Below are 18,941 nucleotides of genomic sequence, written 5' to 3'. Positions count from 1 at the left end.
GGGCGACATACCGACGTCCGCAGTCTGGGGCCGCGTACCCGGCTCGCGGATCGGGGCCGGCCCGGGACCGTGTCTCCGTGCTGACACGTATTCACTCCCGGTGACCGCCCGAACTACCCTGAGTACGTGGCAACTCGGCGTCTGTCCGCGACCGCCGCCGCAGTCCTGACGTGCCTGCTGGCGGTTGCCGGAGTGGTGCTCGCCGTGCTCACCGGCGACGCCGGCGCGGCTGCGGCGTTCGCGATCGGCGCGGCCTTCGGGCTGCCGTCCGTCGTGCTCGGCATGCTCGTCGCCGTCCGCCGGCCGGACAGCGCGGTCGGTCTGCTGCTGGTCCTGGTCGGCGCGACGACCGTGTGGCTCACGGTCAGCGACCTCTCCGCGCTGGCTCTCGCCCGGCGGCCGGGCCTGGCGGTCTCCTCCTGGTACGCGGCGCTGTCGCAGGGCGACTGGATGTTCCTCTACGTACCCGCCGCGCTGCTCATGCTGGTCTTCCCGGACGGGCGGCTGCCGGGTCGGCGCTGGCGCTGGGCGGTCGCCGGGCTGCTGGTCGTGCCGACGCTGTTCACGCTGATCGCGGCTGTGGACCCCGGACCGTTTCGGCAGCCCCTCGAGTCGATCCCGCACCCCTTGCGGCTCTCCGAGCCCTACGTGCCGGTGCTGGGTGCGGTGGCGCTGTTCCTGCTGCCGGTCTTCCTCGGGCTGCTGACCGCCTCCGCGGCGGCGGTGGTGGTCCGCTACCGGCGGGCCACCGACGAGGTGCGGCGGGCACAGCTCAAGTGGTTCGCGCTCGGTGCCGCCTTCCTGCCACTGACCCTGCTGCTGTGCTGGGCCGGCTACCTGCTTCTCGGCGGGCCGGAACTGGCCGTCGTCGGCCTGGCGGCGACGGCCCTGGCGATCCCGGTGGCGACCACGATCGCGGTGCTGCGGCACGACCTCTACGACATCGACCGGGCGATCAGCACCGCGGTCAGCTACGGCCTGGTGACCACGGTCCTGCTGGGCTTCTACACGGCGGCCTCGTTCGTGGCCGGCCTCGGCGCCGGACGGACCTCGCCGGCGGTGGCCGCGGCGGCCACCGCCGTCTGCGCCGCCGCTCTGTCCCCGCTGCGCTCCCGGCTCCAGCGACGGGTCGACGGACGGTTCTACCCGGCGCGGCAGGCCGTGTTGACCGCCATCGAAGGTCTGCGCGTCCGCACCCACGCCGGCCAGGACCGGCCCGAGCAGCTGGAGCAGGCGCTGCGCGAGGCCCTGCGTGATCCGTTGCTCAGGGTCGGCTACCGGCTGCCTGGTGCGTCCGGGCTGGTCGACGCGGCGGGCGCGGCGTTGGATCCGGGGGAGGCGCACGTGGCTCCGGTGCGGCTCGGCGGCCATGACATCGGTGCGATCGTCCGCGGTGGCACCGGCAGCCGGGAACTGCTGCGCGAGGTGGCGTCCGCCTGCGCCCTGCTCGTCGAGGTGGTCCGGCTGCGTATCGAGGTCAGCCGGGCACTCGACGAGGCCGAGGCCAGCCGCACACGGTTGCTGCACGCCGGATACGAGGAGCGGCGGCGCCTCGAACGCGACCTGCACGACGGGGCGCAGCAGCGCCTGGTCTCCTTGGGCATGGCGATCCGCCTGGCGCAGCGCCACCTTGCCGACGGCACGGTCGACGTCGACGACCTGCTCGACCGCTCGGTGTGCCAACTTGCGTCAGCCGTAGCAGAGTTGCGGCAGATCGCGCACGGTCTGCGGCCGAGCAGCCTCGATGACGGGTTCGGCAACGCGCTGGCCGTACTGGCCGGCCGGGCACCGGTGCCGGTGCGGCTCGAGGCTGCCGTCGACGACCTTCCCGAGGATGTGGCCATGACCGCCTACTACGTGGTGAGCGAGGCGATGACCAACGCGGTCAAGCACGCGGGCCAGGCCGCCATCGCGGTCCGTGTCCACCGGGTCGCCGGCCAGGTCAGCGTGCGGATCGGCGACGACGGGCCGGGCGGGGCCACCATGCGCCCGGGTGCCGGCCTGGCGGGGCTGGCGGACCGGGTCGAGGCGGCCGGCGGCACACTGCGGCTGACCAGCCCGGCGGGTGGCGGCACCGTGGTGGAGGCGGTGCTGCCGTGCGCGTGGTGATCGGTGAGGACTCGGCGTTGTTCCGGGAGGGCCTGGCACGTCTGCTGGCCGACTCGGGATACGAGGTGGTGGCCAAGGCGCAGGACGCACCAGAGCTGGTCTCGGCGGTCGCGGCCACGCGCCCCGATCTGGCGATCATCGACATTCGGATGCCGCCCGACCTCACCGACGACGGCGTCCGGGCGGCCCGGCGGATCCGCGACACCCACCCGGAGATCGGGATCGTCCTGCTTTCCCAGCACGTCGAGACCCGGCACTCCGTCGACCTGGTGTCCCGGGGGAGGTTCGGCTACCTGCTCAAGGACCGGGTGTTCGACGTCGACGACTTCCTGGACGCGCTGCGCCGGGTGGCGGCCGGCGGCTCCGCCCTCGACCCCGAGGTGGTGTCGCGACTGATCGGGGCGCACCGGACCGCCGATCCGCTGGAGTCCCTGACCGCCCGGGAGCGCGAGGTACTGGCGCTGATGGCGGAGGGCCGCACCAACGTCGGCATCGCGCGCCGGCTGTGGCTCACCAACCGGACGGTGGAGACCCACGTCAGCTCCATCCTCACCAAGCTCGGCCTGGCCCACTCCGCGGAGGACCATCGCCGTGTGCTGGCGGTGCTCCTCTATCTCAACCGGACCTGACCGATCTCAACCGGACCTGATCGCTCGTCACCATCCCGACCCCAGCGCACCCGGCTCCGGGGTTTCCGGCTCCGGAGCCCCGCCCCCAGGGACCGCTGCCTGACCCGGCCCAGATGCCGAGCGAAGACCTCCCGGGCCTGCGGGGTCAGGGTGCGCAGGGCCACCCCTCCCCACCACGGCTCCTCCCCACCACGCTTCGAAAAGCGTCTACTCCCCGAACAGCGTCTACTCCTCGAACAGCGTCTCCTGCTCCCCTTCCTTCTCCCTGCGCAGTTGCCGTACGCGCGCGCCCAGGACCACGCACGTCGCCGCGGCCACCGTCGCGAACGCCGCCGGGACCATCCAGCCACGGTTGACGGTGTGTCCGAGGGCGTGGTCCACGGAGATCCGGCCAGGGCCCGCGATGGCCAGGCCCGCGGAGGTCAGGCCCAGAGAGGCGGCGTACTCGTAGCCGCCGCTCTGCGCGAAGAAGCCGCTCGGCGCGTGCACCGCCGCCGCCCCCGCCATCGCACCGGCCGCCGCCGCGCCCGCCGCCGGGGTCGCCAGGCCCACGGCCAGCAGCAGACCGCCGCCGGCCTCGGCCAGGCCGGCCGCCATCGCGCTCGCCTTCCCCGGCCGGTAGCCCACGGACTCCATGAACCGGCCGGTCCCCTCGATCCCGCCCCCGCCGAACCAGCCCAGCAGCTTCTGCGCGCCGTGCGCGGCCAGCACGCCGCCGGTACCCAGCCGGAGCAGCAGCAGGCCCAGATCGCGGCGGTCGAAACAGGTCACGGTGACTCCCCAGGCAGACGGCGGAGGAACAGCGGCAACGAGCCCTTTCCGGCCCCTTTCCGGATGTCCACCGTCGCACCGCCCACACCCGGCGGGCCCGTCCTGGGCGCCGTTCGGGTGGCGGGGTCCGGGGGCGATGCGACGCTGCCGACGTGACACGAGTCCCCGCACGGTCCCTTGCCCTCGTGCGCGCTCGAACTCGTAGCGTTCCCGGGCATGGAGACCACCACCTTCACAAGGACACTGGGACGCGGCGGGACGGAGGTCAGCGCGCTCGGCTTCGGGTGCTGGGCGATCGGCGGGGAGTGGCGGTCCGCGGACGGGCAGCCGCTCGGCTGGGGCGCGGTGAACGACGAGGAGTCCGTACGGGCGATCGGGCGCGCCCTCGACCTCGGCGTCACCTTCTTCGACACCGCGGATGTCTACGGCTGCGGGCACAGTGAGCGGCTGCTCGGGCGGGCTCTCGGCAAGCGCCGGGACGAGGTCGTCGTCGCCACCAAGTGGGGCAACCTGTTCGACGAGCGCACCCGCACGGCCGACGGGCAGGACGCCACGCCCGAGCACGCCCGCCGCGCCCTCACCGCGTCCCTCGCCCGCCTCGGCACCGACCATGTGGACCTGTACCAGCTGCACCTCTCCCACGCACGGCTCGACGAAGCGGCCGCCCTTCGGGACGCCTGCGAGGAGTTCGTGGCCGAGGGTCTGATCCGGTCCTACGCCTGGAGCACGGACGACCCCGCCCGCGCGGCCGTTTTCGCCGAGGGTGAGCACTGCACGGCCGTGCAGCACGCGCTGAACGTGCTCCAGGACGCGCCCGGGATGCTCGCGCTCTGCGAGGAGAGGGGCCTCGCGAGCGTCGATCGCAGCCCGCTGGCCATGGGACTGCTCACGGGCAAGCATGCCGGGCGCGCGCACCTGGAGGCCGGGGACATCCGCAGCCGGCCGCCCGCCTGGCTGAAGGGCTTCGGCGACGGCTCCGGCGCCGACCCGGAGTGGCTGGCCCGCGTCGAGGCGCTGCGCGAGGTCCTGACCAGCGACGGCCGTACGCTCGCGCAGGGGGCCCTGGCCTGGTTGTGGGCGCGCAGCACGCGGACCGTTCCCATCCCCGGCTTCCGCTCGGTCGCCCAGGCCGAGGAGAACGCGGGCGCGCTCGCCAAGGGCCCGCTCACCGCCGCCCAGCTGGCCGAGACCGACCGCATCCTGGGGCGGTGAGGGGGCAGGGAGCCGGGCGGGGTGCGGGCCGGGAGCGCGATCCGGCAGGGCATCCGGTGACTCGCCCTTTGATGATCTTTTAGTCAGGTTTTGAGCGCATCCCGTGCACGGGCTCGGGATCGCTTTGTACGGTCCCGGGGTGCGTGATTCCTCTCGGTCCCCCCACTCCCCGTCCCCCCACCCCCTGACCCGACGTTCCCTGCTCGCCCTCGCCACGGCCGCACCGCTGACCGCCCTGACCGGCACCGGCCCGGCCGCGGCCGCCACTCCCGCCCGCGCCGCCACCGTGGTCGGCGGCGAGCGGCTGGCGCGTGCGGGGGTGCAGGTGAGCGGCGCCACCGGTCTGCCCGGCCGCCTCACCGCCCGCGCCTGGCTCCTCGCCGACTGGGAGACGGGACACGTGCTCGCCGCCCACCGCGCGCACCAGCGCCTCGCGCCCGCCTCCACGCTGAAGATGCTGTTCGCGGACACGGTGCTGAGGAAGTTCCACCGTGCCGAGCGGCACACCGTCACCGACGCCGACCTGGCCGACATCCCCATGGGCTCCAGCCTCGTCGGGATCCAGGCCGGGACCACCTACACGGTGGAGCAGCTGTGGCAGGGCGTGTTCCTGCGCTCGGGCAACGACGCCGTGCACGTGCTCGCCCACATGAACGGCGGAGTGGCGAAGACGGTCGCCGAGATGCAGGCCAGGGCGGAGGACCTCCAGGCCCTGGACACGCACGTGGTCAGCCCCGACGGCTTCGACCACCCCGGTCAGCTGTCGTCGGCGTACGACCTGACGCTGATCGCCCGGCACGGGCTGCGCGACGCCGACTTCCGCGGCTACTGCGGCACGCGCGACGCCGACTTCCCGGCCGGCCGGAAGAAGAGCTTCCAGATCCAGAACACCGACCGCCTGCTGACCGGCGCGTGGGGCCTGAAGGCGTACCAGGGCCTGATCGGGGTGAAGAACGGCTACACCAGCGACGCCGGCAACACCTTCACCGGCGCGGCCGTACGCGGTGGCCGCACCCTGCTGGTCACGGTGCTGAACCCCGCGGCCGGCAGCAACGCCGTCTACGAGGAGACCGCCGCCCTGCTCGACTGGGGCTTCGGGCAGGGGCGTTCCGCGCAGCCCGTCGGCACGCTGGTCGAGCCGCTGAGTGAGGGCGGGGCGAAGGCGGACGCGGGCGCCCCGCCCGAGAAGCAGGCCGCACCGGCCGCCGCCGGGCCGCCGGGCGCCGCGGCGGAGAGCCGCCCCTCGGCCTGGCGGCTGCTGGAAGGCGCGGGCGGGACGGTCGCGCTGCTGGCCGGCGGCGTGTGGGCGCTGCGCCGGCGCCGGGGCGCGGTCGCCGCGGACTCCGGGGGCCGCCACCGGCGCTGAGCCGACAGTGCGGCAGCCGTTCCACGCGCCGGCGCGCACCCCACGGTCCCGCCGCGGGGTTCACCCCCTGCCGGTGCGGTGGAACGGCTGCCGCCTCCCCCCGGGAATGTGGCTCCGGACCCGGCCGACGGAAGCGCGCTGCTCCAACTGTGAAGCTTTGGTGGAGGAGATGTCGAGCATAGGGGGCCAACCGGCTTTGATGGTACGGACGTTGGGATTCCGCTTGTGCAGATCGCCGTCGGCGGCCCGTCCCGTACCGCACGCGGTCCGTCACGTGGTCCCTCACGCGGTCCGTCCCGTGCCGCTCAACCCCGCCCCACGTACGGCATCGTCGTCGCCAGCACCGTCGCGAACTGCACGTTCGCCTCCAGCGGCAGCTCCGCCATGTGCCGCACGGTGCGTGCCACGTCGGCGACGTCCATCACGGGCTCCGGCACGACCTCCCCGTTGGCCTGGAGGGCGCCCGTCTCCATCCGGGCCGTCATGTCGGTGGCCGCGTTGCCGATGTCGATCTGCCCGACCGCGATCCGGTACGGCCGCCCGTCCAGGGAGAGCGCCTTGGTCAGGCCGGTCAGGGCGTGCTTGGTGGCGGTGTAGGGCGCGGAGTGGGGCCGGGGCGTGTGCGCCGAGATCGAGCCGTTGTTGATGATCCGGCCGCCCTGGGGGTCCTGCTCCTTCATCCGCCGGTACGCCGCCTGCGCGCACAGGAAGGCCCCGTTGAGGTTGGTGTCCACCACGTGCCGCCACGCCTCGTAGGACAGGTCCTCCACCGGCACGCCGCCCGGCCCGAACGAGCCGGCGTTGTTGAACAGAAGGTCGACGCGCCCGAACCGTTCGACGGTGGCGGTGAACAGCGCGGCCACGTCGTCCGGCCGGGTCACGTCGGTGCGCACGGCGAGGGAGGCGGTCCCCGGTGCGAGCGCCGCCGTCTCCTCGAGGGTCTCGGGGCGCCGCCCCGCCAGGGCCACGCGCCAGCCCGTGCGCAGCAGTTCCACGGCGACGGCCCGCCCGATGCCCGAGCCGGCTCCGGTCACCACCGCGATCTTCGATTGCCTGTCGGTCATGGCACCGGAGCGTACGAGGGCGGTCCGTCACGCGGAATCCACTGTCCGCCATACGGATGCCCGCCGAGGCCGCGGGTCTCGGGCGGGGCTCAGGCGAGCGCGGCCTCCCGGGCCTGGCCGGCGTCCGGTCCGGCCGCCTCCCCCGGATACCGCACGCCGATCCGCTCCCGCACCGCGTCCAGCGTCCGCATCACCGCCAGGGTGCCGTCCAGGGGTACGAGAGGCGACTGCTTCTCGCCGGCGCGCAGGGCCCGCATCACCTCCCGCGCCTCGTGCCGCAGGCTGGTGCGCGGACCGTCGGCCGGGTCCGCGGTGAACTCCTCCGGCTCACGGCCGTGCCGGCGCAGCACGAAGCTCTCCGGGTGGAAGAAGCCGGAGGGCACGTCGATCCGGCCCTCGGAGCCGGTGACCGAGGCGCAGGTCGCCGTGGAGCCCGTGATGGAGCAGTGCAACTGGGCCAGCGCGCCGCCGTCCCAGGAGAGCAGCACGCCGGTCTGGAGGTCGACGCCCTCCGCGGAGAGCACCGCCCTGGCCGTCACGTCCGACGGCTCGCCGAGCAGCAACTGGGCGAACGACACCGGGTAGACGCCGAGGTCGAGCAGCGCCCCGCCGCCCAACTGCGGGTCGCGCAGCCGGTGCGAGGCGGGGAAGGGGCCGGCGAGCCCGAAGTCGGCCTGGACGGTGCGCACTTCGCCGACCGCGCCGTCGTCGACCAGTGCCTTCAGTCGCCGTGTCAGTGGATTGCAGTACATCCACATGGCCTCCATCAGGAACCGGTCGTGCTCCCGGGCGAGGGCGACGAGTTCCTCGGCCTGCCGCAGGTTCAGCGTGAACGGCTTCTCGCACAGCACGTTCCGCCCTGCCTCCAGGCACAGGCCGGCGGCCGCCCGGTGGGCCGTGTGCGGGGCGGCGACGTAGACGACGTCGATGTCGGGGTCCTCGGCGAGTGACTGCCAGTCGCCGTAGGCCCGCGGGATCCCGAACCGTTCCGCGAACTCCTTCGCCGGACCCTCGGCGCGCGAGGCCACCGCCATGACCTCGGCGTCCGGCAGGTCCACCAGGTCCGCGGTGAACGCGGCCGCCATCTGGCCGGTCGCCAGAATCCCCCAGCGCACCGTCTGTTCCGCCACCCCGGACACTTCCGACATCCCGGACCCCACCCTCGCTCGCGCGTTCCTCGGCACGGTGTACGAGCTGAGAGCATAGGCGGCGGATCAGCCGCAGAGGGCCGGAGGGCCGCAGAGGGCCCGGCGAGCGCCGGGTGAGGAAGGACACACATGTCGGAGGGTGGGGCGCCGGCACCGCACGCGCCGCGAACGGCCGTACCGGAGCGGGGACCCGCCGGCCCGCCGGCGCGCGCGGCCCGCCGCGCCGGACTGCTGGTGACCCTGATCCTCGGCGGGCTGACCGCGACGCCCCCGCTCGCGATGGACATGTACCTCCCCTCCCTGCCGGAGGTCACCCGGTCCCTGCACGCCCCGGCCGCGACGGTCCAGCTCACGCTCACCGCGTGCCTGGCCGGCATGGCGCTCGGGCAGCTGGTGGTCGGCCCGATGAGCGACCGGTGGGGGCGCCGCCGCCCGCTGCTGGCGGGGCTCGCCGTCTACGTCGTCGCCACCGCGCTGTGCGCGTTCGCCCCGAACGTCGAGACGCTGGTCGCCTTCCGGCTGGCCCAGGGCCTGTCCGGCGCGGCCGGCATCGTGATCGCCCGCGCGGTCGTCCGGGACCTGTACGACGGCGTGGCCATGGCCCGCTTCTTCTCCACCCTGATGCTGATATCCGGGGTCGCCCCGATCGTGGCGCCGCTGATCGGCGGGCAGATCCTGCGGGTGACGGACTGGCGGGGCGTGTTCGTCGTCCTCACGGTGGTCGGGGCGCTGCTGGCCGCGGTCGTCTGGGCCCGGCTGCCGGAGACCCTGCCGCCCGCCCGCCGGCACGGCGGCGGGGTGGGCGAGACGCTGGGCTCGATGCGCGGGCTGCTCGCCGACCGCGCCTTCACCGGGTACCTGCTCGCGGGCGGCTTCGCCTTCGCCGCGCTGTTCGCGTACATCGCCGCCTCGCCGTTCGTGATCCAGGAGATCTACGGCGCCTCCCCGCAGACGTACAGCCTGCTGTTCGGGCTCAACTCGGTCGGACTGGTCATCGTGGGCCAGGTCAACGGCCGGGTGCTGGTCGGCCGGGTCCGCCTGGACCGGGTGCTCGCCGTCGGCCTCGCCGTGGTCGTCCTGGCCGCGACCGGCCTGCTGCTGATGGCCGCCGGCGTCTTCGGGGACGTGGGCCTGGTGCCCGTGGCCGCCGGGCTGTTCGTGCTCATGTCCGCGATGGGCGTCACCCTGCCCAACGCCCAGGCGCTCGCCCTGATGCGCACCCGGCAGCACGCCGGTTCCGCGTCCGCCCTGCTCGGTACGTCCTCCTTCCTCATCGGCGCGGTCGCCTCCCCGCTCGTCGGGATCGCCGGGGAGCACACCGCCGTGCCGATGGCGCTGGTCCAACTGGCGGCCGCGCTGGTGGCGCTGGCCTGCTTCATGGGAATGTGCCGTCCCTGGAGGCCATATGCGGCCGAGAGCGTGCAGGAGGAGAGCTGAGCGCACCGAGACTGCGCCGGGACACACCGGAGAAGGCCGGACTTGACCCCGCCGAGCTGCGTCACCTCGTCCGCGAGGTCCACGACCTCACCGCCGGGGAGCACCCCTGGGCGGCCGGCGCCGTCGTGATCGCCGGACGCGGCCCGGTGATCGCCGTGGCCGAGGCGGTGGGCTGGGCGGTGCGGTACGCGTCCTACGACCCGGCCACCGACCGGGGCGTCGAACTGCCGCCCGACCAGCGGGTGCCGATGACCGTGGACACGCCGTTCGACCTGGCCTCCCTCACCAAACTGTTCACCGCGGTCGCCGCCGTGCAGCAGATCGAACGGGGCACGCTGGGCATCGACGCGCGGGTGGGGGCGTACCTGCCGGAGTTCCGGGCGGCCGCCGCGCACGGCGTCACCGTACGGCAGCTGCTCACCCACACCTCCGGGCTGCGGCCCGAACTCCCGCTGTACGACTGCCCCGACGACGCCTCCCGGTCGGCGCTGCTGCACGCGGAGGCCCCGGTGGGCGTGCCCGGCACGTACACCTACTCGGACCTCAACCCGCTGCTGCTCCAGCGCGTCCTGGAGCGCATCACCGGCCGCCCCCTGGACGTCCTGGTCCGCGACGGGATCACCCGACCGCTGGGCATGGCCTCGACCCGCTTCGGCCCGTGCCCCGGCGCGGCGGCGACCGAGGACCAGCGGCGGCCGTGGGCCAAGGCGGACCGGGGGATGCTGCGCGGGGAGGTCCACGACGAGAACGCCTGGGCGCTGGGCGGCGTGGCCGGTCACGCGGGCCTGTTCTCGACGGGACCCGACCTCGCGGTCTTCTGCCGTGCGCTGCTCGCGGGCGGCTCCTACGGCCCCGCCCGGATCCTGGGCCCCGACCTCGTCGACCTGCTGCTCGCCCCGCCGGGCCTGGGCTTCGCCGTGGACCAGCCGTGGTTCATGGGCGAGCTGGCGGGCCACGGAGCGGCGGGCCACACGGGTTTCACCGGCACGTCCCTGGTCCTCGACCCCGCCACGGACACCTTCCTGGTCCTCCTGGCCACCACGGTCCACCCCCGCCGCCGCCCACCCGCGAGCGGCCCACGCGCGACGGCGGCGACACGACTGGCACGGGCGGTCCGGGGCGCCCGCCGGACCTGAGGGGGCGAGTACCCCGGGCCTCCGCCGGGTTCGACGGGCCGGCGGCCTGCCGGGCCCGAGAGCCGCGAGGCCCCTGCGCGCCGCGGTGACCCGGCGGCGCGGGTGGCCGGGTTCGAGAGGCGTCGGGGGCGGTTCTGAGGGTCCGCCGGACCTGAGAGAATCGCACGGTGAACGACGTCGTACCCCCGTCGGAGACCCTCCGTGCCGCGCTCTCCGGGCTGCTCGACGGGCTGCCGCCCCGGCAGGCCGCGGGCGCCGTGGAGCGGCTGATCGCCAACTACCGGGGGAGCACCCCGACCGACGCGCCGATCCTGCGCGACCGCGCGGACGTCGTCGCGTACGCCGCGTACCGGATGCCGGCCACCTTCGAGGCGGTGCGCTCGGCGCTGGCGGCCCTCGCCGAGGCCGCACCGCAGTGGACGCCCGGCAGCCACACCGACGTCGGCGGCGGCACCGGCGCCGCCGCCTGGGCCGTCGGCGCCACCTGGGACGAGATCCGGCCGGTCACCGTACTGGACTGGGCCGAGCCCGCACTCGCCCTCGGCCGGGAGATCGCCGAGGCCGACCCGGCCCTGCGGGACGCCCGCTGGCAACGTACCCGGATCGGCGAGGCGCTCACCCTCGACGACACCGACCTCGTCACCGTCTCCTACGTCCTGGGCGAGCTGACCGAGGCCGACCGCGCCGCCGTCGTGGACGCCGCCGCGGCCGCCGCCCGTGCCGTCGTGGTCGTCGAGCCCGGCACACCCGGCGGCTACGCCCGCGTCATCGAGGCCCGGGACCGTCTGATCGCGGCCGGCTTCCAGGTCGCCGCGCCCTGCCCGCACAGCGCCGCCTGCCCGATCGTGCCCGGCACGGACTGGTGCCACTTCTCGGCCCGGGTCAGCCGGTCCTCCCTGCACCGGCAGGTCAAGGGCGGCTCCCTCGCCTATGAGGACGAGAAGTTCAGCTACGTCGCCGCCACCCGCTTCCCGGCCACCCCGGCCCCCGCGCGCGTCGTCCGCCGCCCCCAGATCCGCAAGGGCCAGGTCCTGCTGAACCTGTGCGCGCCCGACGAGGGCCTGCGCCGGGAGACGGTCACCAAGCGCCACGGCGACCTGTACAAGGCGGCCCGCGACACGGACTGGGGCGACCCCTGGCCGCCCCCCGACCCGACGCGTTAGCCACCGGCACCGCGGCGGGTGGCGGACCCGCACGGTTCGGCGGGAGCGGCGAGACGGGCCGTCTCACGTCCCTGCTACCGTCGGCCCATGGTCGACAAGCCCGCCCCCGACGCCAGCCGCCGCAGTGAGAAGTCCCGCCGCGCGATCTACGCGGCCGCCCTCGCGCTCGTCGCCGAGACCGGGTATCCGAAGACCACCATCGAGTCGATCGCGGCGCGGGCCGGGGTGGGCAAGCAGACGATCTACCGCTGGTGGCCCTCGAAGGCGGAGGTGCTCATGGAGGCGTTCCTCGACCTCGGCGAGCAGGCGGCGGCCCGGCAGGGGGACGAGCAGGTGGACGGGCCGGGAGAGGGGCCGCCGGACGGGATCCCCGACACCGGTGACCTCGCCGCCGACCTCAAGGCCGTCCTGCGCGCCACCGTCGACGAACTCCTCGACCCGGCGTTCGAGGCGCCCGCCCGGGCCCTGGCCGCCGAGGGCGTGGTGAACGAGCGGCTCGGCCGGCAGTTCGTGGCCAAGCTGCTCGAGCCGCAGCTGGAGCTGTACGTCCGCAGACTGCGCTCGGCCCAGGACGCCGGCGCCGTACGCCCCGGCGTCGACCCGAGGGTCGCCCTGGAGCTCTTCGTCTCCCCGCTCGCCCAGCGCTGGCTCCAGCGCACGGCGCCGATCTCCTACGAGTACACCGACACCCTCGTCGACTACGCGCTGTACGGGCTCGCGCCGCGCTGAGCGTCGCCGCCACCACCCCGGTTGCCGGCTCCGGTCCCGCGGGGCGGAGGATGGTGGGACCATGGGACATGCTGTCCACACCAGCGAGGTCAGGGGATAGATGAGCGCGGAGTTCGGCGACCGCACCGGCCGGCAGGGCAAACTCACCAGGTGGCTGCGGGGACGCCGCCCCAAGGAGACCGCCGGGGACGGCGGTCGTGAGGCACTGCTGCTCGCCGCCGCGGCCGCGGGACTGCCCCTCGCGCCCGCCGCGCACCCGGGCACCGGATACGGCTGCTCCTGCGACCGCGTCGGCTGTCCCACGCCCGCCCGGCACCCGGTGTCGTTCGCCTGGCAGACGCAGTCGACCACCGACCGCGCCCAGATCGAGCGCTGGGCCCGGCACCAGCCGCGGGCCAATTTCATCACCGCGACCGGAATGGTGCACGACGTCCTCGACGTGCCCCTGGAGGCCGGCCGCCAGGCCCTGGAGCGGCTGCTCGCCGAGGGCGTCGACGTCGGCCCGGTCGCCGAGAGCGACGACGGCCGCATGCTGTTCTTCGCCCTCACCCGCGGCACGCCCGAGGACGAGGACGAGTGGTGGCCCTGCGAGCTGGACTGCCACCCGGAGACCATGGACGAGCACCCGGGCCTGCGCTGGCACTGCCGCGGCTCCTACGTCCTGGTACCGCCGGCCCGCCTGCCCGGCGACGACGACCAGCAGGTGCGCTGGCTGCGCGGCCCCGAGCACGCCCTCCCGGACCCCCTGAGCCTCCTGGAGCCCCTCACCGACGCCTGCGCCCGCCACGCCGCCCAGGAGCCGGACCTCCACACCACGACCTGGCCCCTGCGCCACTGACCTCCGGTGGCCGACCCCGGTGGCCGGACCCCTTCGCCCTGCGGCCCCGGGCCCTACTCGCCCTGGGCCGCCTTGGGTCCTACTCGCCCTGGGCCGAGGTGAGGCCCTGGACGCGGGCCAGTATCGACACCTTGCCCCCGGCCGCGCCCGCGCCCTTCGCCGGGTCGAGGGCCGCCTCGTTGGAGATGAACTCCATCGTCAGGGACTGCTTGACCTCGCCCGTGGTGAGGGCCTGGACGTCCTTGTTCGGGGTGGGGACGGAGGCGCCCTCGGCGGCGGTCTGCTTCTCGTAGTGGCGGGTGGTGAAGAACACCAGCGCGCCGCCGTCCGCGGTGCGCAGCGCCAGCGGGGCGTAGGCGCCGTCCGTCATGGGCTGGTCGATGTACTGCCGCGCCAGCCCCGGCCGGCTCGCGGCCTTGGCGCGCAGCCCGCGCCACCCGGTGGTGTGGGTGCCGTCGGCGAAGGCGTCCCCGCCGCTGCTCAGATACGTCGCGTAGGCCTTGCTCAGGTCGCCGGGCGCGACCGACAGTCCGGGGCTGTTCACGGGCAGGGCCTCGGCCAGGCCGTCCGCGTCCTTCCGGAACTCCGGCACGCCCCCCGTCGGCGCCAGCGTCAGATACGCCACCCGCCACTTCTCGGTGGCGCCGTAGCGCAGGAACACCAGCAGCCAGCGCTGGTCGCCGCCCTTGTTCCCCTTGGCGTCGGCGAGGAACCAGCGCGGCCAGCCCGCCTTCTTGGGGATCGTGAACCTGGCGTCCGTCAGCGTCAGCGGAGTGTGCGCCGAGTTGCCGCCCGGGTTGTTGGTGTGCCCGGCCTTCAGCCGCGCCCCGTCGATGGCGCCGAGCGCGCCGGTCACGACGTCCGCGTCCAGGGAGCGGTCGTAGGCCTTGTCGGCCGCGTTGTAGGCGTCGGTGAACCGGGTCAGCGCCTTGGCCGCCTCGGCGGGGGTGGTGGCCGGAAGCACCTCACGCTCCCCGTGCACCACCACGCACCCGCTCGCCGTCAGTGTCAGCGCGGCCGCCGTGACCGCTGCCGTCGCCAGGCGCTCAAGCCTGCGAAGCCTGTGAGGGCCGCGAACCCTGCTCATCAGCCACCGTCACCTTCCTCTTCCCGGAGGCGAACCCTACCGGGGCGAAGAAGAGGGTGAGCGTCGGGACCAAGTAGAGCAGCCACACCGTGACCTGGAGGACCGTCGGGTCGGGCTGGAAGTTGAACACGCCCTTCAGCAGCGTGCCGTACCAGCTGTCCGGCGGGATGGCCCCGCTGATGTCGAAGGCCAGATCACCCAACCCGGGCACCCAGCCGGCCTCCTGGAGGTCGTGGAGGCCGTACGCCAGCACGCCCGCCGCGACGACGACCAGCATGGCGCCGGTCCAGGTGAAGAACTTGGAGAGGTTGATCCGCAGCGCGCCCCGGTAGAACAGCCAGCCCAGGAGGACCGCCGTGGCCAGGCCCAGCGCGACGCCGATCAGCGGGCGCGGGGTGCCGTCGGAGGCCGCGTGGACGGACGCCCACACGAACAGCGCGGTCTCCAGGCCCTCACGCCCCACGGCCAGGAACGCGGTGGCGACCAGCGCGCCCGTGCCCAGGGCCAGCGCCTGGTCCAGCTTGCCGTGCAGTTCGGACTTCAGATGCCGGGCGGTGCGCCGCATCCAGAAGACCATCCACGTCACCAGGCCCACCGCGAGGATCGACAGCGAGCCGCCGAGCGCCTCCTGCGCCTGGAACGTCAGCTCCTGGGAGCCGAATTCGAGGACGCAGCCGAAGCCCATGGCGATGGCCACCGCGATGCCGATGCCGGTCCAGATCGGCTTCAGGGCGTCCCTGCGGCCGGTCTTGACCAGATAGGCGATGAGGATGCACACGACGAGGCTGGCTTCCAGCCCCTCGCGCAGGCCGATCAGGTAGTTGGAGAACAAGGGTCACGCCTCCTCGGACAGCAGGGTGCGTCCCCACCAGTCGTGCGCGTCACGCACGCCGGGCGGGATCGCGAAGACCGCCGAACCCACGTGCTGGATGTACTCGTTGAGCGCGTCGTGCGCGGCCAGCTTGCGCTGGAGCGGGATGAACCCGTTGCGCGGGTCGCGCTGGTAGGCCAGGAAGAACAGCCCGGCGTCCAGGCGGCCGAGGCCGTCGGTTCCGTCGGTGAAGGAGTAGCCCCGGCGCAGGATCGTGATGCCGTTGTTGGCGTCGGGGTGCGAGAGCCGTACGTGTGCGTCGGGCTTCATCGCCTTCAGGAACGGCTCGTCGTGCTCCTTGGGCCTGCCGACCGGCGCGCCCTCGCCCTTGTCCCGGCCGAAGATGTCCTCCTGCTCCTGGAGCGGAGTCCGGTCCCAGGTCTCGACGTTCATCCGGATGCGCCGGGCGACGAGGTACGAACCCCCGTTCATCCAGGCGTCGTTCGCACCGCCGTCCCCGTCGCCGACCCACACGAACTTCTTCAGCCGGCCGGTCTCGGTGCCCGCGATGTTGCGGGTGCCGTCCTTGAACCCGAAGAGGTTGCGTGGGGTGTGGGCGTCCGGGGTGGTCGAGGAGGTCTTGCCGAAGCCGAGCTGGGACCAGCGGACGGCGACCTTGCCGAAGCCGATGCGGGCCAGGTTGCGGATCGCGTGCACGGCGACCTGCGGGTCGTCCGCGCAGGCCTGGACGCACAGGTCGCCGCCGGTACGGGAGCGGTCCAGGTTGTCGCCGGGGAACCTGGGCAGGTCCACCAGGGCGGCCGGCCGCCTGTCCTGCAGCCCGAACCTGTCGAACAGCGAAGGCCCGAAGCCGATGGTCAGCGTCAGCCGCGAGGGGTTGAGGCCCAGCGCCTCGCCGGTGTCGTCGGGCGGCGCCTCGGGGAGTCCGCCGTACGCGCCCTCACCGACCTCCTTGCCGGCGGTCATCCGGCGCGCGGCGGCCGTCCAGTCCTTCAGCATCCGCACGAACTCGTCGCGGTCGTCGGTCTTCACGTCGAACGCGGCGAAGTGCAGCCGGTCCTGCACGGGTGTGGCGATGCCGGCCTGGTGGGCGCCGTGGAACTCCACCGCGCCGCCCGCGTCCGCGCCGACCGGGTCCAGGTCGGAGCCGGTCCTGGTCATCGCCACCGCGCCGCCGGCCGCGACGGCGCCGAGCGCGACCCCCGCCCCGCCCCAGCCGATCACGGCGCGGCGGGACGGAGTGCTGCCCTGGGTCTCGGTCATCTCGCGTCCCCTACTTCACTACGGCCGCGGCGAGCTTGGACAGCGGCTCGGCGAGCGCGTTCACCGCGTCCGAGAGCTCCTTGCGGTCGCCCTTGCCGACCTTGTCGTAGGAGACGAACTCGTACGACGTCTTGTCCGTGCGGTACTTGTCGAGAAGCGCCTCGAGCGCGGCGAACTGCTTGTCGAGCTCCTTGGCCAGCGCCGGGTCGTTCTTCGAGGCGACCGGCCTGAGGAGTTCGTACGCCTTCTGCGCGCCCTCGACGTTGCCCTTGAAGTCGACCAGGTCGGTGTGGGCGTAGCGGTCCTCCTCGCCGGTGACCTTGCCGGTGGCGACCTCGTCGAGGAGTTCCTTGGCGCCGTTGGCCATGGAGGTCGGGGTGATCTCGGCGGTGCCGACGCGCTTCTGCCAGTCCTTCAGGTCGACGAGCAGCTGGTCGGCGAGCGCCTTCTCCTCCGCACCGATCCTGCCGTCCTGCCACAGCGCCTTCTCCAGGCGGTGCCAGCCGGTCCACTTCTGGCCGTCCTCCAGGCCGTCCTCGCGGACGTCGACCTTGGGGTCGATGTCGCCGAAGGACTCCGCGACCGGCTCGGTGCGCTCCCAGCCGAGGCGGGAGATCGCGTACGCCTTCTTGGCGGCCGGCAGGTCGCCGGCCTTGATCGCCTTCACGAACGCCTCGACGCGGGGCAGGGTCTCGTCGGCCTGATCCTGGGCGTACTGGCGGTAGTCGGCGACGGCCGCGTCCAGCTTCGGGTCGCGCTCGGCGACCGTGCCGCCGGTCACCTTGACCTCCTGGCGGATGCCCTTGCCCTTCATGCCCGGCTTGCAGGCGATCAGGTACTCGCCGGCCTTCACCTCCGCGGTGACCTTCTGCTTGATGCCGGGGCCGATGTTCTCGCGCTCGGCGACGATCCGGTCGTCCGGGAAGAGGAGGTAGACCTCGGTGACCTTCGAGCCCTTGTTCTCGATGGCGAGTTCGACGTGTCCGGCCGGGAACTCCTTCTTGGAGACCTCGCAGGAGTCGTCCTTCGCGGTCACCTCGACCACGCGGTCGCCGTCCTGCGCGCCGCTCTTCTGCGTGCAGGCCGTCACGGCGGTCAGAGCGACCGCGGCGGCGGCGGTGATGACGGAGAGGCGGGCGGCGCGCATGCAGACTCCAGAAGAAAAAAGTTCGGTGAGGCTCGCCTAACTTACCCTAGGCTTATCTAAGTCATTCCCGGACGGGTCTGTGATGCGGCTCGCACGGCTGGCCGAGGCCGACTCCCCGTCGGGGGTGAGGGTGACCCGCGGCCCCGGTCGGGGGTTTTCCCCATGGTTGAGTGACGGCCCACGGCATAGCTTCGAGGGGTGTCGGGCCCGAACCGTTCGCGCCGGCACCTGGCAGAAGTCCACCACGGGGGGAAATCATGCGTCAGCGGGTCCGCGCTCTCGGGATCCTGGCGGCGGCTGTGGTCGCGGCCGGTCAACTGGCCGCGTGCGGCCTGGTGCAGGGGAAGACCTTCGAGGACGACAGCACGTTGTCCGGGAAGATCACCTCGGTACGCCTGGAGACCAGGGCGGGCAGTGTCACGGTGAACGGCACCAAGGGCAACGGCGGATCGTCGCTCCACCGCTCGGTCACCTACCGGGGGGACAAGCCCCGGGGTGCCACCCACCGGATCGAGGACGGAGTCCTGGTCCTCGGCGGCTGCGGCAGCCGCTGTTCGGTCAGCTACACCGTCGACGTGCCCGCTGGTGTCCCGGTGAGCGGCGGGACCCGGAGCGGCTCCGTCCGCCTGGCGCACGTGGGCGCGGTGAAGGTCAGCACCAGCTCCGGCAGGATCGAGCTGAACGGGGTGTCAGGCCCCGTCGAGGCGCGGACCTCCAACGGCCGGATCAGCGGGCACGGCATCAACGGCCCCCGGATCCAGGCACGGACCTCCAACGGCTCGATCGACCTCACCCTCGACACCGCCCAGGACGTGCGGGCCAGGACGTCCAACGGGCACATCTCCCTGACCGTGCCCGAGGCCCGCTACAAGGTGACCGCCAAGACCAGCAACGGCGCCAAGAACATCGACGTGACCGACGACCCGTCGGGCGAGCACCGACTCGACCTCACCACCAGCAACGGGGCCATCACCGTCAAACACTCCTGATGAGCGGCGTGCGCCACCGGA

17 protein-coding genes and 1 pseudogene are annotated in these 18,941 nt (G+C 73.6%); 10 read left to right on the top strand and 8 right to left on the bottom strand.

The window, feature by feature from the left end; all coding sequences use genetic code 11:
* Nucleotides 1-126: 126 nt before the first annotated feature.
* Together ACTYVM_RS30225 and ACTYVM_RS30220 are read left to right on the top strand one after the other, a co-directional pair.
* Nucleotides 127-2,109: a sensor histidine kinase gene (locus ACTYVM_RS30225; protein ID WP_445529014.1), complete on the top strand. Its 1,983-nt coding sequence runs from the start codon at nt 127-129 to the stop codon at nt 2,107-2,109.
* The gene (locus ACTYVM_RS30220) at nt 2,097-2,738 is read left to right on the top strand and encodes a response regulator (protein ID WP_445529013.1); all 642 of its coding nucleotides are present in this window, start codon (nt 2,097-2,099) and stop codon (nt 2,736-2,738) included. The genes ACTYVM_RS30225 and ACTYVM_RS30220 overlap by 13 nt, the downstream gene beginning before the upstream one ends.
* On the opposite strand, the pseudogene ACTYVM_RS30215 reads toward ACTYVM_RS30220, so the two are convergent.
* Nucleotides 2,720-2,902: pseudogene (locus ACTYVM_RS30215) on the bottom strand (hypothetical protein); the annotation flags it as partial. The gene ACTYVM_RS30220 and the pseudogene ACTYVM_RS30215 overlap by 19 nt on opposite strands.
* Nucleotides 2,903-2,963: 61 nt before the next feature.
* Nucleotides 2,964-3,509: a DoxX family protein gene (locus ACTYVM_RS30210; protein ID WP_445529012.1), complete on the bottom strand. Its 546-nt coding sequence runs from the start codon at nt 3,507-3,509 to the stop codon at nt 2,964-2,966.
* A 216-nt stretch (nt 3,510-3,725) separates the two neighbouring features.
* On the opposite strand from ACTYVM_RS30210, the gene ACTYVM_RS30205 reads away from it, so the two are divergent.
* Together ACTYVM_RS30205 and ACTYVM_RS30200 are read left to right on the top strand one after the other, a co-directional pair.
* A complete protein-coding gene (locus tag ACTYVM_RS30205; protein ID WP_445529011.1) occupies nt 3,726-4,721 on the top strand; it encodes an aldo/keto reductase in 996 nt (331 codons plus the stop codon).
* A 139-nt stretch (nt 4,722-4,860) separates the two neighbouring features.
* Nucleotides 4,861-6,087: a D-alanyl-D-alanine carboxypeptidase family protein gene (locus tag ACTYVM_RS30200; RefSeq protein ID WP_445529010.1), complete on the top strand. Its 1,227-nt coding sequence runs from the start codon at nt 4,861-4,863 to the stop codon at nt 6,085-6,087.
* A gap of 305 nt (nt 6,088-6,392) precedes the next feature.
* Here the strand turns inward: ACTYVM_RS30200 and ACTYVM_RS30195 are convergent, their stop codons facing one another.
* Together ACTYVM_RS30195 and ACTYVM_RS30190 are read right to left on the bottom strand one after the other, a co-directional pair.
* Nucleotides 6,393-7,151: an SDR family oxidoreductase gene (locus ACTYVM_RS30195; RefSeq protein ID WP_445529009.1), complete on the bottom strand. Its 759-nt coding sequence runs from the start codon at nt 7,149-7,151 to the stop codon at nt 6,393-6,395.
* Between the two features lie 89 nt (nt 7,152-7,240).
* Nucleotides 7,241-8,299, bottom strand: coding sequence for a Gfo/Idh/MocA family protein (locus tag ACTYVM_RS30190; RefSeq protein WP_445529008.1), 1,059 nt, complete (start codon nt 8,297-8,299; stop codon nt 7,241-7,243).
* Between the two features lie 129 nt (nt 8,300-8,428).
* Here ACTYVM_RS30190 and ACTYVM_RS30185 point away from each other — a divergent pair, with 129 nt between their 5' ends.
* The 5 genes from ACTYVM_RS30185 (at nt 8,429) to ACTYVM_RS30165 (ending at nt 13,602) form a co-directional block, all read left to right on the top strand.
* Nucleotides 8,429-9,736: a multidrug effflux MFS transporter gene (locus ACTYVM_RS30185; protein ID WP_445529007.1), complete on the top strand. Its 1,308-nt coding sequence runs from the start codon at nt 8,429-8,431 to the stop codon at nt 9,734-9,736.
* Nucleotides 9,685-10,872, top strand: a complete 1,188-nt coding sequence (locus ACTYVM_RS30180; protein ID WP_445529006.1) for a serine hydrolase domain-containing protein — start codon at nt 9,685-9,687, stop codon at nt 10,870-10,872. The genes ACTYVM_RS30185 and ACTYVM_RS30180 overlap by 52 nt, the downstream gene beginning before the upstream one ends.
* A gap of 167 nt (nt 10,873-11,039) precedes the next feature.
* The gene (locus tag ACTYVM_RS30175; protein ID WP_445529005.1) at nt 11,040-12,035 is read left to right on the top strand and encodes a small ribosomal subunit Rsm22 family protein; all 996 of its coding nucleotides are present in this window, start codon (nt 11,040-11,042) and stop codon (nt 12,033-12,035) included.
* 87 nt (nt 12,036-12,122) lie between these two features.
* On the top strand, nt 12,123-12,764 hold the full coding sequence (locus ACTYVM_RS30170; protein ID WP_445529004.1) for a TetR/AcrR family transcriptional regulator: 642 nt from the start codon (nt 12,123-12,125) through the stop codon (nt 12,762-12,764).
* Nucleotides 12,765-12,864: 100 nt separating this feature from the next.
* Nucleotides 12,865-13,602: a bifunctional DNA primase/polymerase gene (locus tag ACTYVM_RS30165; protein WP_445529003.1), complete on the top strand. Its 738-nt coding sequence runs from the start codon at nt 12,865-12,867 to the stop codon at nt 13,600-13,602.
* A 79-nt stretch (nt 13,603-13,681) separates the two neighbouring features.
* On the opposite strand, the gene ACTYVM_RS30160 is transcribed toward ACTYVM_RS30165, so the two are convergent.
* From ACTYVM_RS30160 to efeO, 4 genes are read right to left on the bottom strand one after another with little or no spacing between them, the layout of a single operon-like run.
* Complete coding sequence (locus ACTYVM_RS30160) at nt 13,682-14,689, bottom strand: SCO2278 family lipoprotein (protein ID WP_445529002.1); 1,008 nt, start codon at nt 14,687-14,689, stop codon at nt 13,682-13,684.
* Nucleotides 14,649-15,521: an iron uptake transporter permease EfeU gene (efeU, locus tag ACTYVM_RS30155; protein WP_445529001.1), complete on the bottom strand. Its 873-nt coding sequence runs from the start codon at nt 15,519-15,521 to the stop codon at nt 14,649-14,651. The genes ACTYVM_RS30160 and efeU overlap by 41 nt, the downstream gene beginning before the upstream one ends.
* A 3-nt stretch (nt 15,522-15,524) precedes the next feature.
* Nucleotides 15,525-16,784: an iron uptake transporter deferrochelatase/peroxidase subunit gene (gene efeB / locus ACTYVM_RS30150; RefSeq protein WP_445529000.1), complete on the bottom strand. Its 1,260-nt coding sequence runs from the start codon at nt 16,782-16,784 to the stop codon at nt 15,525-15,527.
* Between the two features lie 10 nt (nt 16,785-16,794).
* Entirely contained in the window at nt 16,795-17,931 is a 1,137-nt protein-coding gene (gene efeO, locus ACTYVM_RS30145; protein ID WP_445528999.1) for an iron uptake system protein EfeO, read from the bottom strand.
* A gap of 257 nt (nt 17,932-18,188) precedes the next feature.
* Here efeO and ACTYVM_RS30140 point away from each other — a divergent pair, with 257 nt between their 5' ends.
* On the top strand, nt 18,189-18,920 hold the full coding sequence (locus tag ACTYVM_RS30140) for a DUF4097 family beta strand repeat-containing protein (protein ID WP_445528998.1): 732 nt from the start codon (nt 18,189-18,191) through the stop codon (nt 18,918-18,920).
* The last annotated feature ends 21 nt before the right edge of the window (nt 18,921-18,941 follow it).

The organism is Streptomyces cyslabdanicus, from assembly GCF_052663305.1.
Note: the sequence above shows the minus strand (reverse complement) of the source record. Positions and strands in the feature narration are given on the sequence as shown.

Coding starts and splice junctions, on each gene's coding strand:
- ACTYVM_RS30205 (WP_445529011.1), top strand. CDS start 3,726: ATGGAGACCACCACCTTCACAAGGACACTGGGACGCGGCGGGACGGAG.
- ACTYVM_RS30195 (WP_445529009.1), bottom strand. CDS start 7,151: ATGACCGACAGGCAATCGAAGATCGCGGTGGTGACCGGAGCCGGCTCG.
- ACTYVM_RS30190 (WP_445529008.1), bottom strand. CDS start 8,299: ATGTCGGAAGTGTCCGGGGTGGCGGAACAGACGGTGCGCTGGGGGATT.
- ACTYVM_RS30185 (WP_445529007.1), top strand. CDS start 8,429: ATGTCGGAGGGTGGGGCGCCGGCACCGCACGCGCCGCGAACGGCCGTA.
- ACTYVM_RS30170 (WP_445529004.1), top strand. CDS start 12,123: ATGGTCGACAAGCCCGCCCCCGACGCCAGCCGCCGCAGTGAGAAGTCC.
- ACTYVM_RS30165 (WP_445529003.1), top strand. CDS start 12,865: ATGAGCGCGGAGTTCGGCGACCGCACCGGCCGGCAGGGCAAACTCACC.
- ACTYVM_RS30160 (WP_445529002.1), bottom strand. CDS start 14,689: ATGAGCAGGGTTCGCGGCCCTCACAGGCTTCGCAGGCTTGAGCGCCTG.
- efeB (WP_445529000.1), bottom strand. CDS start 16,784: ATGACCGAGACCCAGGGCAGCACTCCGTCCCGCCGCGCCGTGATCGGC.
- efeO (WP_445528999.1), bottom strand. CDS start 17,931: ATGCGCGCCGCCCGCCTCTCCGTCATCACCGCCGCCGCCGCGGTCGCT.
- ACTYVM_RS30140 (WP_445528998.1), top strand. CDS start 18,189: ATGCGTCAGCGGGTCCGCGCTCTCGGGATCCTGGCGGCGGCTGTGGTC.